Genomic DNA, 13,610 nt, shown 5'->3' on the forward strand with positions numbered 1-13,610 from the left:
TCAACCCTCATTTTGTTGAAACTGGCTCAATAACCAAGCTCCAACCTCAGATTGATTCATTTCCCGGCTACGGCGTAAAGCTTCTTCTAAAAGAGCGATCGCTAATCCTGGTAATACCTGTGATACTTGAATACGTTTACTACCCTGCTCTGCTATACAGTAGGCAATAATTTGGGCATTTTGCACATCTACTACCCAATATTCTGATACATTCAAATCTTCGTAGAGACTTCGCTTTGTACCCAAGTCATCCAGTAAAGAAGTTTTCGCAATCTCAATAACTAAATCTGGCGAAGGATACAAATCAAGGTTGACAATTCCTGTACCAGTTGGGATAGATTGGGCACGTTCTCTCACATAATAGGCAACATCAGGCTGACAATCCTGAATTCCAGTTTTACGAAAGGTGGTTGTGTCTAAACCTGTGGCTGGAATTCCTTTGAGGGCTGCAAATAAAGTTACCGCAAAAATAATTACCACATGGTTTTGACCATGATCAAAGCTAACTGGTGCCATCTCCAGCCTCATGTGTCCTTTATAGTAATAACTTTTTGCCTGCTTGTTCAGCAGATCGGTGAATGTTTGTAAATATTCTTGCCAAGAAGCAGGAATCCATGTGTCTGTTGGTAATTGGGTCTGAGTTTTACTCATTTTCTCACCCTTATGCCAGTAAGCTATATCTCTTGTAACTCAAATTCTCAGCTTTTTGCTCGCTACTTTGACATCTGAAGTTGAATATTTGAGTTCGGAAGGGGAAGTTTCAGGTTTTGAAGCCGAAGTTTGGAGTTCAGAGGCTCAACGTTGCTGTTCTGAAGGCGAAGTTTGGAGTTCAGAAGGGGAATTTTTGAGCTTTTTACTCGGATGTTGGTGTTCCGATGTCGGATTTTCGTGTTCTGAAGTGCAACTTTTGAGATCTGAGTTTGAAAGTTGAGGCTTTGAGGTGGAATGATGGTGATTGAATGGACAATCCCTAAATTCTGACTTATGTTTATTCTCCTTTAATCCCAAGGCCTGGATTATATATGTGTCCCCACTCTGTGTCTGGGTCACACAAATATCCACCACAAGACAAATCGATACGACCTGACCGAGGACACCAAAACCGTTTCCAGCCGTAATCTTGACTTGGCATTTTTACCGACAATAGACAGAAAACATTTTTACTATGTTAGCTTAGTCAAACTCTTAGTCATGCCAGATTAAAAGCAAGGTTTTAGGAGAAAATACTGCTGCGATCGCTTTTTTAACTTTACCTTTCAACAAAAAAGGGGTGAGTTATACTCACCCCTTTTTTCCATCAGTTGCACAATTGTGATTACATATAATTGAATAGACTCTGCAAAGTAGGAAGCAGCCAGTCGCCAGCTAATTGCAATACCAAGAAAGCGAGGATGGGAGAAAAATCCATACCGCCCAGTGGGGGAATGATTGAGCGGAAGAGGTTGAGATAGGGGTCTGTAATCTGGGCTAAGGCCGCAAAAGGTTGACTATAAAAGTCAATATTGGGGAACCAGGTCAGGAGAACCCGAACAATGAGTAAAACAGTGTAAATCTGAATGAAAGTAGCCAGTGTAGCAATCAGTAGATTCATGGATGGTTTAGTTTCCTCTTAAGCGAACAAGGTATTACCATAAATTTTAATTTAGTCTGTGTCATGCCGTCTGTATAGCAGAGTTTGGCAGACTGATTGTATGATAAGGGACTTCCAAATCAAAAAATAATCAATTGCTTTGGCGAGCAGGGAAAGCAGGGGAAGCAGAAATTTGATAGTTATATTCGATGCTGGAATTGAGTAATTTATTCCTTGGAAGTCCCTGAGGTTGTCAAGAATCTTTGGTGAAAGAGCGATCGCTCATGGTTTGTGGTGCAGTGCCATTGACATTTCCCAGCTGCTTTCGTACGTCATCTATTGTGGCATTGAGCTGGGCAATTTTGTCTTCTAGCGATCGCCTGGCTGATTCCATTTCTAGTCCGTCTGTTTCTGAAGCTCTCATCTGACGACGTTTCCCAGGTATTTTTTTAGCTTCCTCGGAGTTATTCGTCTGTTGTGCTTCATCTTCGGCTAATAGTTCTGGATCTTGACGGGTAGCAATCAAGGCTCCCAGAACGCCACCCACAACGCTACCAAAAAGCGCGCCTGCGAAAAAACCACCTACAAAACCATCACGCTGACTCATATTCTTAACCGCCTTGAAGAAACTCTGTGACTTTTACACCAGTTAATTTATTTTCCTACCCTAGCTGCATCCTAGCTCAAGTCCCAAAGGTGCGATCGCCTGCATCTCCTAATCCCGGTACAATAAATCCCTGCTCGTTGACGGTCTCGTCTATAGTCGCAGTGTAAATATTTAAACTAGGATAAGCCACGCTCAGTTTTTGCAAAGCTGGTGGAGCTGCCACTACACAAACAATCCTAATAAAGGCTGGGTCAACACCCCGTTGTGTCAATTCTGACAAGGCTGCCATCATCGATCCTCCTGTTGCCAACATCGGATCGGTAATTAACACCCTTGTTTGGGGGTCAAACTTTTCTGGTAATTTGTTGAGATAACAAGAAGGTTGTAGTGTTTCCTCGTTTCGCACTAAGCCAAGATGATAAATCGAAGCTAAGGGTAGCAAGGTTTGAGCCCCTTCTAATAATCCCAAACCTGCCCGTAAAATCGGCACTACTGCCACAGGTACTTGTGGATCGATGAAAGTTGCTGCAGTTGTATCTAAAGGACTTTGCACAGTTGTCTCTAGAGTCGGCAACCACTCTCGTGCTGCTTCATAAGTCAACCATCTTCCCAACTCTACCATTGCACTGCGAAATAGTACCGAAGGTGTAGCTACATCACGCGCTACCGCTAGCCAGTGCTTAATTAGGGGATGGGGTGGAACATAAACGCGCAGTTGTACCGTCATAGCCAGGAAAAGGCGACTCTTTATTATATAAGAACTGAAACATCATAATACTCTGTCGCGTCTCCGACTGACAGCTAATACAATTTTGGATTTTGCGAAAAGTTGCGTGCGGGGGTTCCCCCCGTTGAGCAAACTTTTCAAGACGGATTTTGGATTGGGGATTGGGGATTGGGGATTGGGGGTAATGGGGATTGAGAAAAATCGCCTACTCTAGCTTATTGATAATAAATTGCATTAGTAGTTGACAGGTATTCTCAACCAAGGTTATATTGTTATCAAGTGTTCTCCTCTCTTTAAGGATCGGCAGACGGGATTAGCCAGCAGTAGCGGCTTGTCCCTCTTTTTTTGTGTGTAAGAACGCGCAAGCTTGCGTTTTCGCCATAAATTGTGGTTTTACTCTATAAATTGACTCTGCTGTAGGGAAAAATGCTGTGTACTGAGAACAGATGCGATCGCAATATATCAAAGCCTCGCAAATTGGGAACGTAAATTAAGATATTTGTTGGCGCGAAAGCTTTCTATATTGGCAACATTGGGATATTTTTTAAATTGGCGATCGCAGTTTATCAAAGCAGTTAAGTATTATCTTTTCTATAAAAAGTAATATCTGCTACATTTTTTCAAGGGATTATGTGAAATATCTGACTATTCAATGGTAATGATGAATTGCATAGATAAAATTTTTGAATTTTACATTCTCATAGGGTGTTGAAATTCAAACTTCTGTTGGTGCGAAAGCGACTGGAAAAAGTTTCAAGACTAATTGTGCATTTTTAATTGTTTATGACCCGTAATTCCTTGTTTGATGTAATTATCATTGGTTCTGGTATTGGTGGCTTGGTGACAGCAACCCAGCTAGCAGCAAAACGAGCTAAAGTGCTGGTATTAGAAAGTTATCTCATTCCTGGTGGTAGTGCTGGCTATTTTGAACGTGAAGGTTATCACTTTGATGTGGGAGCTTCAATGATTTTTGGGATGGGGCAAAATGGTACTACAAATTTACTCACCCGTGCCCTTCATGCTGTCAATGTCAGCGTAGAGACAATTGCCGATCCAGTGCAGATTCATTACCACTTACCCAACGGTTTAGACTTGAAAGTTGACCGTGTTTATGAAAAATATTTGCAAAATCTTACTGCTTATTTTCCTCACGAAACAAAGGGGATTCGTCGTTTTTATGACGAATGCTGGAAAGTATTTAACTGCCTCAACAGCATGGATTTGCTGTCATTAGAAGAACCTCGGTATTTGTTACGGACATTTTTGAAACATCCTTTAGCTTGTCTGGGTTTAGTCAAATATTTGCCGCAAAATGCCGGAGATATCGCACGCCGTTACATTAAAGACCCGGAATTATTAAGATTTATCGATATGGAATGTTATTGCTGGTCGGTGGTTCCAGCCAACATGACACCCATGATTAATGCAGGAATGGTCTTTTCTGATCGACATTATGGCGGAGTTAATTACCCCAAAGGGGGAGTAGGAAAAATTGCTCAAGCATTAGCCACAGGTTTAGAGAAAACTGGGGGAAAAATTCAGTATCAAGCTAGGGTGAAAAGAATTCTCACCGAACGCGGAAAGGCTGTTGGTGTGGAATTGGTAAATGGTCAAATCTATCGGGGAAAACGCATAGTTTCTAATGCTACACGCTGGGATACTTTTGAAAAATTACTACCTGTAGAGGAAATGCCACGTAATGAGAAAAAATGGCAACAAGTATATCAGAAATCACCCAGCTTTTTCAGTTTACACATGGGGGTTAAGCAGTCAGTTCTGCCACCAGGGACAGAGTGTCATCATATTTTGCTAGAAGATTGGCAGGATATGACCAAACCACAAGGTACTATTTTTGTTTCGATTCCTACCTTGCTTGACCCCGATTTAGCACCAGCAGAATACCACATCATTCATGCTTTCACACCAGATTGGATAGAGAATTGGCAAGGCTTAACCGAGCAAGAATACGAGAAACGCAAAGAAGCAGCAGCTTGGCGAATTATTGACCGCTTAGAGCAAATTTTCCCTGGTTTAGATGCAGGAATAGATTATTTGGAAGTAGGAACACCCCGCACCCATCGCCGCTTTTTGGGACGAGAAGATGGGACTTATGGGCCAATTCCTCGGCGGAAGTTGCGCGGATTATTGAGTATGCCATTTAATCGCACCGCCATCCCTGGATTGTATTGTGTAGGCGATAGTACCTTTCCTGGTCAGGGGTTGAATGCAGTAGCATTTTCGGGTTTTGCTTGTGCTCACCGCATTGCCGTAGATTTAGGGTTGTGATTTTTGAAAGATTGAGTTAGAACTTTCCGGAAATTGCGATCGCTAGTTGTAAAGTTATCGCGGCAGTATATAATTCTGACGATTTGTCAGATTTGTATTTTTGTAACCATTACTAATTGTTAATTTCTCAATCTTCATCACACAGAAAGTTTTAATTAATGCGACTCACACACAAACACAATATTGTGAAAGCAAGCTGGGTATTAGCCAGCTTTTTAAGTACCTGTTTGTTAGGTGCAACGGTGAAAGCGGCGACAGTAGCTAATTGGCATTTTGATAGCAACCGCAATCATCTTGACTTCACTACAGATGAAACTGTGCAACCACGAGTCCAACTTTTGACTTCTACCAGTCTCGCCATCGATTTACCAGGTGTTACCCTAAATTATCCCCAGGTAACTCAAAAGATAGGCCTAGTCACGCAACAAATTCAAATTGGACAGTTTGGTGCTGATAGTACCCGCATTCTGATTACCTTAGCGCCTGGTTACACCATAGATCCCTCCCAAGTCCAGCTGCAAGAAAAATCCCCAAATCATTGGTCTGTACAGTTACCCCAAATTACCAGAGTCGCTATTACTCAACCCAGTATTCCACCAGTAATTACTCCAGAGCAACCTATAGTTACTAATAGAAATTTGTTTGCGGGTGTAGTCCCTTTAAATTCATCAATGAAGGCTTTAGAACCCCAAATTAAAGCCTTGATGAGTCGCTACAGCTTCCTCACCACAGGAATGTTTTTCCTCGATTTGGATACTGGCAATTATTTGGATATTAAAGGCGATCGCGTTTTTCCCGCAGCCAGTACAATTAAACTGCCGATTCTCATTGCCTTTTTTCAAGATTTAGATGCTGGTAAAGTCAGGCTAGATGAGAAGCTGACTATGCGCGGCGACTTAGTCACCAATGGTTCGGGAGATATGCAGTATGAACGTGTTGGGAAGAAGTACACAGCTTTAGAAACTATCACCAAAATGGTGACTATTAGTGACAATACCGCCACTAATATGATTATTGACCGTTTGGGTGGCGCAGCGAAACTCAATCAGCGTTTCCGTAGCTGGGGATTGAAAGACACTGTAATTCGCCATCTTTTAGCTGACTTGCGAGGAACCAACACTACCAGTTCTCAAGACATGGCTAGAGTCTTGGCTTTGTTAGTCAATAACAAGCTAGTTTCTCCTAGTAGCAAAGAACAAGCTTTAGATATTCTGCGTCATACCACCGTGCATACTCTGCTTCCCGCAGGTTTAGGTAAAGGCGCAGTCATCGCCAACAAAACTGGAGATATTGGCTTTCTCATTGGCGATGCAGGATTTATCACCATGCCAAATGGTAAACATTACCTAGCAGCTATCTTTGTCAAACGTCCCTATAAAGACAGTAGAGGCAGAGACTTTATTCGCCAAGTTTCCCAGCTTGTCTACAATTACCTCAATCAGCCTAACCCCGTTGCTACTGGTAATTCTCCCACCAACGTCAACTTCTAGCAAATATTCGGGTTGTAGAGACGCGATGAATCGCGTCTTTGACGCAAAATTCCTACCCGAACCGTAATCAGGATAAACACAGCTATCAACTAAGTGTTTATCCTGCTTTTATTTTTATTAAAATGATATATTTTTTACTTTTTATCCGTCAAAAAACTAAGTATTAAAAAAAACTTAAGTAAATCGATAGTTTGTAAAAGTTAGAAGTAATATTTACTACTAACAAAAGCAATGTGTCTCAAATGACATCTAGTTATATCGCATTAAACCTCATTTATTAAGGAATATAGGCGATTTATTCTGAAAATGCTTTTGCAGTACATACCTCTGTAAGTTGAATATCATACAACTTCTACGGGACTTAAACTAGAAAAAACACATAAGCTATGGGTAGCAGTTATCAATACACTTGCGAAAACATCTCTATTCACGGAGATGTAATATCAGCGACTTGTCAAAGACGCGATGGTTCTTGGAACGAAACCTCACTATCCTTAAGAGGAATTGAAAACATTGATGGCATTCTAGAAGTAACTGATCCTTACGCGCGGAGTAGTTTTCAGTTGAGTGCGACGAATATCTCTATTGATGGAGATGTACTATCTGCCACTTGCCGCAGAATGGATGGTTTATGGAACGAAAGTTCTCTAGTTTTGAATGGAATTGAAAACATTGATGGCAACCTAGAATATACAGGTAGCCCATAAAGCAGATTTAAGCTGATACGCACCTAGACCCAATATTCTGGTGTTAGGGTTGTCCAAGATAAACAGTAGAGACGCAATTAATCAGAGACGCGATTAATCGCGTCTCTACAATTTTTTGGCAATGCTGATGATTAACTATGCAACTTAAATGCGTAACAGCTTAGAGAAAATTATCAGACTAATTTCACTTTACTAGCTGCGCTTGTAGCTTTTTCTCGCGCCTCTTCCACATTCACGCCTTTAGCCAAAGCTACTCCCATACGCCGATAAGGATGGGAACTGGGTTTACCAAATAGCTTAATATCTACATCTTTTTGGGCTAATGCATCCGCTACACCTGTATAGGTAATAGAATCTGATTTTTCAGAAGCTAGAATTACCGCACTAGCTGAAGGGCCAAACTGTTCTATATTGGGAATTGGTAAGCCTAGAACAGCCCGTAAATGTAATTCAAACTCATTAAGATTTTGCGATATTAAAGTCACCATACCTGTGTCATGGGGACGGGGAGAAAGTTCTGAAAAAATCACTTCATTTTTAGTAATAAAAAACTCAACCCCAAAAATCCCGGCTCCTCCTAACGCATCGGTAACTTTTTTAGCAATTTCTTGAGCTTTTAAAATTTTATCTTCAGAGATTTCGGCTGGTTGCCAAGATTCTTGATAATCTCCTCTTTCTTGACGATGACCAATAGGTTCACAATAAATAGTAGGCGCATTCCACTGTTTAATAGTCAGTAAAGTTATCTCTATTTCAAAGTTAATAAATTCCTCTACAATTACCTTTTGAGTATCACCGCGAGAATTTGCGATCGCATAATTCCAAGCCTGTTCAACTTCATCTTTATTTTGAACTACAGATTGCCCTTTTCCTGATGATGACATCACAGGTTTTAGTACATTCGGAAAGCCAATTAAATCAGCAGCTACTCTCAACTCTTCTAGAGAATTTGCATAACCATATCTAGCAGTTCTGATATTTAATTGTTCATTGGCTAAGTCTCTAATTCTGTCACGATTCATTGTGTAGTTAGTCGCCGCCGCCGTCGGAATAACTATTATCCCGCGTTGCTCAAATTCTACGAGTTTCTCAGTTCTAATCGCTTCAATTTCCGGGATGATTAAATCAGGTTGATGCTTGCTGACAATCGCTTCTAAATCATCACCACTCAACATAGAAATCACTTCTGAGCAATCAGCAACTTGCATTGCTGGCGCATTAGGGTAACGATCCACAGCAATTACATAATTACCCAGACGTTGAGCAGCAATTACAAACTCTTTACCTAACTCTCCTGCACCCAGCAACATCAATTTTTTTGGCAATTTAATCTCATTATGCATGAATTAATCCAAGTGAATATTAACGATACAATCTGATAATTTCTATTTTTGACTTTTAATTATCATCTGCCGAAGTGTTAAATCTAGCACCACGCAGTTGTAAATCTTTACGTTGTTGGAATGATAAACCAGTCCCATTCCCCAACTGACATTCATCTACTAGCGTATCTAGCCAGATAGTCTGGTTGAGAGTTGCACCGCTTAAATCTGCATTTCTTAAATCAGCTTGGGTGAAATTTACAAATAATAGGTCGGCATTTACTAAAATGGTATTTTGCAAATTTGCACCTGATAAATTGCCCCGAATAAAATTGACTGCTGCTAAATTTAAATTAGATAAATCAGCACCGCTTAAATTAGGAAATTTTAATTGGCTGGGATTACTGAGAAATCTGATAATACAGTTTATATTCGCTTCATTAAGGCGCAATTGAGTTAAAAATTCATAACGAGCAATACCTAATTTTCGGAGAATTTGTAGCCTATGCTCTGGAGTTTGTTCTAAAAAATGGATAGCGCGATCGCGTATATTTTGAGTTGAGATATGGAGCATAATTTCTCAATAAAAATTGACTTATAGAAAGTGTTATATGGGATGAATTAAAATCTTGCCATATAACGGATGTTAGGACAGAAGCGGTTCCAATCTTGCTATCACTTCATCAATCAACTCAGTCGGCGCTTTTTCCACAAAAACTGCTTTTCTAGCGATACAATCAACTGCTCTAATTTGATCTACTAATACTACTCCGTAAGTTTGCATTTGATCTGGGAGTTCTACTTCAAAAGGCCATCCCTTCTTGCGGCTAGTTATGGGGCAAACTAGTACAATATTTGAAATTTGATTATAGAGTAAGGGCGAGATAATTATAGCGGGACGATAGCCTGCTTGCTCACTTCCAGTACGGGGATTCAATTCCAATTGGATGATGTCACCGCGGTCAGGGATGCGTCCGTCTATTTTTACCAAGTTTCTTCTCCCGCAGCTTCTCCCCAATCCACTTCATCATGCTGTTTATCTGGAGTAACATCTTTGAGTAATTCATTAAGAGTATACTTAGGTCTTGTCGGAGATAGAATAATCTTATTTCCCTCTGTTGAAATCGCCACAAAGTCTCCTTGCTTTAATCCCATCTGCTGAATAATGGTTTGCGGGAGCCTGATTCCCAGAGAGTTACCCCAGATGCTAATTTTTTGGGTGACCATTGTTGAGAATTAAGATTTGATGTATATACATTGAGTATACTACCGATTGTAGATGCTAAAATTAATAAATTTAGCACCTATGAAAATTATTTGAAATAAATTTTAGATTTTTAAAAGTTGATATTTATCTATAACTGTTTTAAGCATCCATCTCAGCTAATTCCATCCATCTTTCAGTGGCTTTATCAATTGCTTGCTTGAGCGTTTCCACTTGCTCGTACAATTTTTGTACCTGGCTATAATTCCCCGCCGTAACATTTAATAAAGCTTTCTCTGCTTCCGCTTTCTCAGTTTCTAACTGAGCAATTTTATCTTCCAACTGTTCAAATTCTTTCCTTTCCCAATTTGACATCCTGCGGCGCTTTTTAGATTCGGAATCTTTTGGTTGAGATGCAGGTTTTTCCGGCTCTATCTTGCTGGATTTTTCTTTACTAGCAGCTTCTTGTTGTGCGGCTTCTTCAGCTTTTTTATAGTCAAGGTAAACTGAATAATTACCAGGATATTGCCTAAGAGTTCCGCCTTCTTCAAAGGAAAAAATGGTGTCGATAGTTCTGTCTAAGAAATAGCGATCGTGCGAAACTACAATTACACATCCAGTAAAATCTTCTAAATAGTCTTCTAGTACCGCTAAGGTTTGCACATCTAAATCATTAGTCGGTTCATCTAGAATTAAAACATTGGGTGCGCTCATTAGTAAGCGCAACAAAAATAATCGCCGTTTTTCACCACCAGATAGTTTATGAATTGGCGCATATTGCTGATTACCAGGAAATAAAAATCGCTCTAGCATTTGGGAAGCTGTGATTTTAGTCCCATCAGCAATCGGGATAAATTCACCTTCTTCTTTGATGTAGTCAATCACGCGCTGATTTTCGTTTAAAGCTGTGAGCAATTCTTCAGAATGTTGGTCAAAATAACCGATATGAATTGTAGCACCAATGTCTACATTACCTGCATCCGGCTGCGCTCGTCCGGTAATCATATCCATTAATGTGGATTTACCTGCGCCGTTACCACCAATAATCCCAATGCGGTCTTCGGGACTAAATTCGTAGGTAAAATCTTTAATTAAGGTGCGCCCATTGTAGGCTTTAGAAATCTTATTAATGGCAATAACTTTTTTGCCAATCCTTCTACTAACTGTAGAAATATCAACTTTACCCTGAACCTGTTTAAACTCAGTTTCTCGCATAGCTTGAATGCGATCAATTCTGGCTTTTTGTTTGGTACTGCGCGCTTTGGGGCCGCGTTTGAGCCATTCTAATTCTCGCCGCAATACGCCTTGGTGTTTACGTTGGCTACTAACGGCAGATTCTTCTGCTAAAGCTTTCTTTTCCAGGTAATATGAATAGTTACCTGTATAGGTGTAAATGTCACCTCTATCGATTTCAATAATCCGATTGGTGACACGATCCAAAAAGTAGCGATCGTGAGTAATTAAAAATAATGCTCCACGATAGCGATTTAAATAACTTTGTAACCACTCTACAGATAGCGCATCGAGATGGTTAGTTGGCTCATCCATCAACAATACATCTGGTTCGGATAGCAAGGCTGTTGCTAAAGCAATCCGCTTGCGATAGCCACCGGATAATGTGCCAATGCGGGTATCAAAGTCGGAAATACCTAACTTTGTCAAGATAATTTTGGCGTTGGTTTCTAATTCCCAAGCGCCAGATGCATCCATTTTTTGCATGACTACCGATAGCCGTGACATTAGCTGACTGTCTTCGGGATAGTGCGCTAGTTTATCGGAAAGTTCTTCATATTCACGCACCAAAGCCATGTGTTCGCCACTATCGGCAAAAATCTGCTCTAGAACTGTGCGGTTTTCGTCTAAATCTGGTTGCTGGGGTAAGTAAATTACCTTAGAACCAGAGTTAACTAAAATTTGTCCGCTATCTATCGGTTCTAGCCCAGCAATCATTTTTAATAAAGTGGATTTACCAGAACCATTAGTACCAATTAATCCAACTTTATCAGTAGCATCTAAACTAAAGCTGGCATCTTTTAATATTTCCTTAATACCAAAGTCTTTTTTAACAGATTGTAGTGTAATAATGCTCATAAAAATTCGTGATTTGTCCTAGTTAATTTGTCATGCGTCAGCCAGGTAAATAAAGCAATCACCTTACCTACCTGGCTGCAATTTAGACAAATAAATCGAGGGGTAAATGTCCATACATTTCGTTGATGCCCCCACTATTGTACGACTGACAAGAGACTAATACACCACGATGATGACCGGCGTAGGAATCGATATAACACAAGCCATTTTTGCCGTTTAATTTGATATAAACTGGCCCTTCAATGTCAGGTAAATTACTCGGCGCTTCATAACCAAAAGCCTGGGAATAAGTCTTCATAGCCAGCTTTCCTGATTCGGCTGTATCCGCACAAATACCCAAAATTTGGTAATCAGAAAGGCTAGTTATGAGAATTAAAGCCCGCCGGACTGAAGCTTTTTCTGATGGCTTGAGGATTGGTGCAATATCTAAACAGTTGAACTTGTTGAGAATTTTTCTTGCGTCTTCAGCCGTGAGATTGGGATGATTAGGAGTTGACATGAATATGGTTGATGGAGGTTTTTGGTGATTATTTGGATTTCAGGTGGTAATTGCCTACTATACTAAAATGATTTATCCAAAATTAGGGCTGACTTTGAGTATTACCTAGGTTGAAAATAAAGGGTACACTATTTTTTGCGTCGTTACCCATAACTAAGACGTTGGGCATTTGAGCGCCGCCAGCTTTCCATGCTTCAATCGCTTCCTTTTGCAAAACTAACTGTCCACCTTGGGCTTTGAGCGTTTCTGCCAAAAGTCTTTGCGCTTCGGCTTTACCTTTAGCGCGATTAACTTCAGCTTGTGCTTCCTGTTCAGCTTCTCGCGCTACATAAACAGCTCTTTGCGCCCGTTGTTCAGCGATTTGCTTTTCCTCGACTGCTCGCGCAAATTCGGGCGAAAAAGTCAAGTCAACTACACTAGTATCTAGTACAATTATCCCATATTTATCTAGGCGATCGCCTAAGGCATTGTCAAAGTCTTCCTTTAATTCGCTGCGTTTGGTAATTGCTTCTTCCACTGTTCTGCGCGCAGCGGCAATTTTAAAAGCTTCTTGGGTTTGCGGGGCAATGATTTTAGAGACAATGTTGGCTAAGGTTCCTTGTTTGCGTCTCACCTCTACTACCTGGGTAGGATCGAGGCGAAAGTTAATGGCAAACCGCGCCGATAGATTTTGCAAATCCTTAGTAGAACTCTCTGCCGGCACTTCAAATTTTTGTACAGTTAAATCATATACATCTATCACCGAAATAAACGGTGGCTTGAGGTGGATACCCTCTAGTAAGGCTCCATCCCTCGCTTTACCCAAGATACTAATTACTCCAGCTTGACCTGGATTAATAATAATAAAGGAATTAAATGCAATACTCACCAGGATTGCCAAAAAAATGCCTAAAACAGTGGTTTGCCAATTCGCAAATTGCTGATTATTCAAATTTTCATCTCCTTAATCATCTCCGCAAGTAAATTATTTTTATGGGCATGGGGCATTGGGCATGGGGTAATTGGTAATTGGTAATTGGTAATTTCTCCCTTTCCCCTTGTCCCCTTGTCCCCTTTCCCCTCATCTCCCCACTTCCGCGATCGCCTGGTTCAAATGTCGTGTTAATA

Annotated in this window: 15 protein-coding genes; 4 read left to right on the forward strand and 11 right to left on the reverse strand. The window is 40.5% G+C overall.

Translation table 11 applies throughout. From position 1 onward, the window contains the following. Nucleotides 1-651 (reverse strand): Uma2 family endonuclease, encoded by a 651-nt coding sequence (locus AACU25_RS22635; protein ID WP_096579484.1) that lies wholly within the window; start codon nt 649-651, stop codon nt 1-3. A 67-nt stretch (nt 652-718) separates the two neighbouring features. On the opposite strand from AACU25_RS22635, the gene AACU25_RS22640 reads away from it, so the two are divergent. Then, entirely contained in the window at nt 719-931 is a 213-nt protein-coding gene (locus AACU25_RS22640) for a hypothetical protein (protein WP_190445924.1), read from the forward strand. A 384-nt stretch (nt 932-1,315) separates the two neighbouring features. Here the strand turns inward: AACU25_RS22640 and AACU25_RS22645 are convergent, their stop codons facing one another. The 3 genes from AACU25_RS22645 to upp form a co-directional block, all read right to left on the reverse strand. After that, on the reverse strand, nt 1,316-1,591 hold the full coding sequence (locus tag AACU25_RS22645; protein WP_096579488.1) for a YggT family protein: 276 nt from the start codon (nt 1,589-1,591) through the stop codon (nt 1,316-1,318). A gap of 232 nt (nt 1,592-1,823) precedes the next feature. Continuing rightward, nucleotides 1,824-2,177 carry a ssl2009 family thylakoid membrane protein gene (locus AACU25_RS22650; RefSeq protein ID WP_096579490.1) on the reverse strand — a complete coding sequence of 118 codons (354 nt, stop codon included), beginning with the start codon at nt 2,175-2,177 and terminating at the stop codon, nt 1,824-1,826. 76 nt (nt 2,178-2,253) lie between these two features. Next, entirely contained in the window at nt 2,254-2,904 is a 651-nt protein-coding gene (upp, locus tag AACU25_RS22655; protein WP_096579492.1) for a uracil phosphoribosyltransferase, read from the reverse strand. 783 nt (nt 2,905-3,687) lie between these two features. On the opposite strand from upp, the gene crtH reads away from it, so the two are divergent. The 3 genes from crtH to AACU25_RS22670 all read left to right on the forward strand — a co-directional run bounded on the left by crtH (nt 3,688) and on the right by AACU25_RS22670 (nt 7,387). Continuing rightward, nucleotides 3,688-5,190, forward strand: a complete 1,503-nt coding sequence (crtH, locus tag AACU25_RS22660) for a carotenoid isomerase (RefSeq protein WP_096579494.1) — start codon at nt 3,688-3,690, stop codon at nt 5,188-5,190. 158 nt (nt 5,191-5,348) lie between these two features. Then, nucleotides 5,349-6,680: a serine hydrolase gene (locus AACU25_RS22665; protein WP_190445923.1), complete on the forward strand. Its 1,332-nt coding sequence runs from the start codon at nt 5,349-5,351 to the stop codon at nt 6,678-6,680. 386 nt (nt 6,681-7,066) lie between these two features. Next, nucleotides 7,067-7,387 carry a mannose-binding lectin gene (locus AACU25_RS22670; RefSeq protein WP_096579496.1) on the forward strand — a complete coding sequence of 107 codons (321 nt, stop codon included), beginning with the start codon at nt 7,067-7,069 and terminating at the stop codon, nt 7,385-7,387. Nucleotides 7,388-7,560: 173 nt separating this feature from the next. Here AACU25_RS22670 and purT read toward each other — a convergent pair whose 3' ends face one another. The 7 genes from purT to AACU25_RS22705 form a co-directional block, all read right to left on the reverse strand. Further along, nucleotides 7,561-8,730 (reverse strand): formate-dependent phosphoribosylglycinamide formyltransferase, encoded by a 1,170-nt coding sequence (gene purT, locus AACU25_RS22675; protein WP_096579498.1) that lies wholly within the window; start codon nt 8,728-8,730, stop codon nt 7,561-7,563. Nucleotides 8,731-8,785: 55 nt separating this feature from the next. Further along, nucleotides 8,786-9,283, reverse strand: a complete 498-nt coding sequence (locus AACU25_RS22680) for a pentapeptide repeat-containing protein (protein ID WP_096579500.1) — start codon at nt 9,281-9,283, stop codon at nt 8,786-8,788. Between the two features lie 72 nt (nt 9,284-9,355). Further along, complete coding sequence (locus AACU25_RS22685; protein WP_096579502.1) at nt 9,356-9,700, reverse strand: type II toxin-antitoxin system PemK/MazF family toxin; 345 nt, start codon at nt 9,698-9,700, stop codon at nt 9,356-9,358. Next, on the reverse strand, nt 9,694-9,936 hold the full coding sequence (locus AACU25_RS22690; RefSeq protein ID WP_096579504.1) for an AbrB/MazE/SpoVT family DNA-binding domain-containing protein: 243 nt from the start codon (nt 9,934-9,936) through the stop codon (nt 9,694-9,696). Before AACU25_RS22690 ends, AACU25_RS22685 begins: the two co-directional genes overlap by 7 nt. A gap of 139 nt (nt 9,937-10,075) precedes the next feature. Continuing rightward, nucleotides 10,076-12,004 (reverse strand): ABC-F family ATP-binding cassette domain-containing protein, encoded by a 1,929-nt coding sequence (locus AACU25_RS22695; protein WP_096579506.1) that lies wholly within the window; start codon nt 12,002-12,004, stop codon nt 10,076-10,078. A gap of 82 nt (nt 12,005-12,086) precedes the next feature. Further along, nucleotides 12,087-12,503: a DUF1824 family protein gene (locus tag AACU25_RS22700; protein WP_096579508.1), complete on the reverse strand. Its 417-nt coding sequence runs from the start codon at nt 12,501-12,503 to the stop codon at nt 12,087-12,089. An 82-nt stretch (nt 12,504-12,585) separates the two neighbouring features. Beyond that, on the reverse strand, nt 12,586-13,434 hold the full coding sequence (locus AACU25_RS22705) for a prohibitin family protein (protein WP_096579510.1): 849 nt from the start codon (nt 13,432-13,434) through the stop codon (nt 12,586-12,588). Nucleotides 13,435-13,610: the final 176 nt, after the last annotated feature.

It is taken from the genome of Tolypothrix tenuis PCC 7101, from assembly GCF_963874875.1.
Classification (GTDB): domain Bacteria; phylum Cyanobacteriota; class Cyanobacteriia; order Cyanobacteriales; family Nostocaceae; genus Aulosira; species Aulosira tenue.

Coding starts and splice junctions, on each gene's coding strand:
- AACU25_RS22650 (WP_096579490.1), bottom strand. CDS start 2,177: ATGAGTCAGCGTGATGGTTTTGTAGGTGGTTTTTTCGCAGGCGCGCTT.
- AACU25_RS22700 (WP_096579508.1), bottom strand. CDS start 12,503: ATGTCAACTCCTAATCATCCCAATCTCACGGCTGAAGACGCAAGAAAA.
- AACU25_RS22690 (WP_096579504.1), bottom strand. CDS start 9,936: ATGGTCACCCAAAAAATTAGCATCTGGGGTAACTCTCTGGGAATCAGG.
- AACU25_RS22665 (WP_190445923.1), top strand. CDS start 5,349: ATGCGACTCACACACAAACACAATATTGTGAAAGCAAGCTGGGTATTA.
- crtH (WP_096579494.1), top strand. CDS start 3,688: ATGACCCGTAATTCCTTGTTTGATGTAATTATCATTGGTTCTGGTATT.
- upp (WP_096579492.1), bottom strand. CDS start 2,904: ATGACGGTACAACTGCGCGTTTATGTTCCACCCCATCCCCTAATTAAG.
- AACU25_RS22645 (WP_096579488.1), bottom strand. CDS start 1,591: ATGAATCTACTGATTGCTACACTGGCTACTTTCATTCAGATTTACACT.
- AACU25_RS22635 (WP_096579484.1), bottom strand. CDS start 651: ATGAGTAAAACTCAGACCCAATTACCAACAGACACATGGATTCCTGCT.
- AACU25_RS22695 (WP_096579506.1), bottom strand. CDS start 12,004: ATGAGCATTATTACACTACAATCTGTTAAAAAAGACTTTGGTATTAAG.
- AACU25_RS22680 (WP_096579500.1), bottom strand. CDS start 9,283: ATGCTCCATATCTCAACTCAAAATATACGCGATCGCGCTATCCATTTT.
- purT (WP_096579498.1), bottom strand. CDS start 8,730: ATGCATAATGAGATTAAATTGCCAAAAAAATTGATGTTGCTGGGTGCA.
- AACU25_RS22670 (WP_096579496.1), top strand. CDS start 7,067: ATGGGTAGCAGTTATCAATACACTTGCGAAAACATCTCTATTCACGGA.